The sequence below is a fragment of the Peribacillus alkalitolerans genome (assembly GCF_010882125.1).
Taxonomy (GTDB): domain Bacteria; phylum Bacillota; class Bacilli; order Bacillales; family DSM-1321; genus Bacillus_BN; species Bacillus_BN alkalitolerans.
In genome coordinates this window covers 1-1,994 of the sequence record NZ_JAAGVZ010000048.1, presented here as the reverse complement: position 1 = coordinate 1,994, position 1,994 = coordinate 1, and the positions used below count along the sequence as shown (strand labels likewise).

At 40.3% G+C, this 1,994-nt stretch carries 1 protein-coding gene; it reads left to right on the top strand.

The window, feature by feature from the left end:
* Positions 1-1,289, top strand: a 1,289-nt coding sequence (locus tag G3O09_RS21805) for a replication protein (RefSeq protein ID WP_420850380.1), incomplete at its 5' end; no start/stop codon positions are given.
* Positions 1,290-1,994 lie beyond the last annotated feature (705 nt).

Sequence of the window (1,994 nt, the reverse complement as noted above, 5' to 3'; positions counted from 1 at the left end):
ATTTTTATATGGAAAATTTAAACGCCTACGAACGCGCCAAATATCATGCATGGTTTCATCATCATGAAGCCGATGGCTACATAACCCTTGCGAAGAAAACAAAAAAAGGATTTCAGCAATTTCACGTGAAGCCGAAGAAACTGGCTCTCAAACTCTCAAAATGGCTCGGAGAGGACGTTTATTTCTCTCAGAATACCTTTTATAAGCCTCAGCGACAAATTGAACTCATACGCCAATTACGTTCGTTATACGTGGACTTAGATTGTTATCTCTTAAACTATGATCCGAAATGGATTATCGGAAAACTAGAATTAGAGTTTTTTAATCAAAGTATTCCAGAACCAAGTCTTATTATCTTCTCCGGCCGGGGAGTGGTTCTCGTCTGGCTGATTGATCCTGTCCCTTATCAGGCACTTCCCTTATGGCAAGCTGTGCAAAATCATTTTGTACAACAGTTGAAAGCAATGGGAGGAGACACACGAGCGACGGATGCTGCACGTGTATTCCGTCTTGATGGCAGCATTAATTCCAAAAATGGAGAGGCTGTCCAAGTTCAATACCGTCATGATTATAGATATGTACTTCGTGATATTCAAAACGAATACTTACCAGACCTTCAACCAAAGAAAAAGACACGAGGACGCCGTAAGACTGTTGAAAGGCTTTTTAATACATACTCTTTACACCATGCGCGTCTGCTTGATCTCGTGAAGCTTGTGGAACTACGAAATCATGATGTAAAAGGATACCGCGAGACGATTCTCTTTCTCTATCGATACTGGCAATGTTGCTATGTTGCAGATTCGGAAGAAGCTTTAAGGCAGACGTTAATCTTTAACTCACAGTTCACGGAACCATTGGCTGAAAAAGAAGTGATTCGTGCTACGAAGAGTGCGGAGAAGGCATGGAAAGCCAAAAATACCGAAGAGGCGAACGCGGTAGCCAAAGAAAAAGGCTATCCAGGAGCCGGCTACAACCTAAAGAACGCTAAGATCATCGAATGGCTCGATATTACGGAAGACGAACAGGTGCAGCTGCAGACAATTATTGGGCGCAATGAAAAGCGAAAACGCAACACCGAGGCTAAACGAGAGCAACGACGCAAAGAAGGAATGAAGCCTCGTAATGCTTATATTAAAGCTCAAAAGGAAAAGACAGAGGACAAGCTCTGGCTACTCCAGAAAGCTCTAGATAGGTATCCTAATGCAACTCAAAAGCAGCTAGGTATTAAATTAGGACTGAGCCAGCAACGAATTGCACAACTTTTAAAAGAGGTTAAAAATAGATGAAAAAGTTTACTAGTGGTCTGTCTCTTTATATTAAGGGGACGTAGTCCCTGCCCCTTTATGGGGCTCTTGTTTTTTTTCTTATTTCTTGTGTGGAGTGCTCCTATGGCCTTAACACTTCAGTCTTTATCCTCCTCTGTTTATAGTCTAGCAGTTAGGAGTGTATAAGACTTTCCTGGAAGCATACAAGGAAGCAGCTCCTTTAGCGTAGAAAGAAACTGAATTGCTAGTATTGTAAGCGTATTTTATAAGGGGCGGATTCTTTTGATTGAGGCTATTGTTTTAATCGGTTGTATCTTTATTTGTATAGCTTTAGATTATGGTGTGGAATATTGGAGAAGACATCGCTAATTGAGGGTTTAAAAAGTCTTTAATATCTGTTGAATAGATTAGTTTTTCATTTTAAGGGGATGCGAGTCTAGGTTTTCCTTCTATGACAGGCCCGGACCACCAGGTTTTTTCTTTGCTATAGCTCCGAAAATCAAATGACCCCACATAGGATGATGTTGCCTGTGTGGGGTCATTTGAACACCTGGTGATCCGGGCTGTTTTTTTAGTTAGAAGTGGCTGTTTTGGGTAATTTTATTTTATAGATTATAGCTATAAAACCATGGAGAAGAATCCATCTAAATGTGTTTATTTGGTGGAATTAATAACATGGAAGAAGATTTGATGAAAGTGAGTTTATGTATGTTTATATGCAGAGAA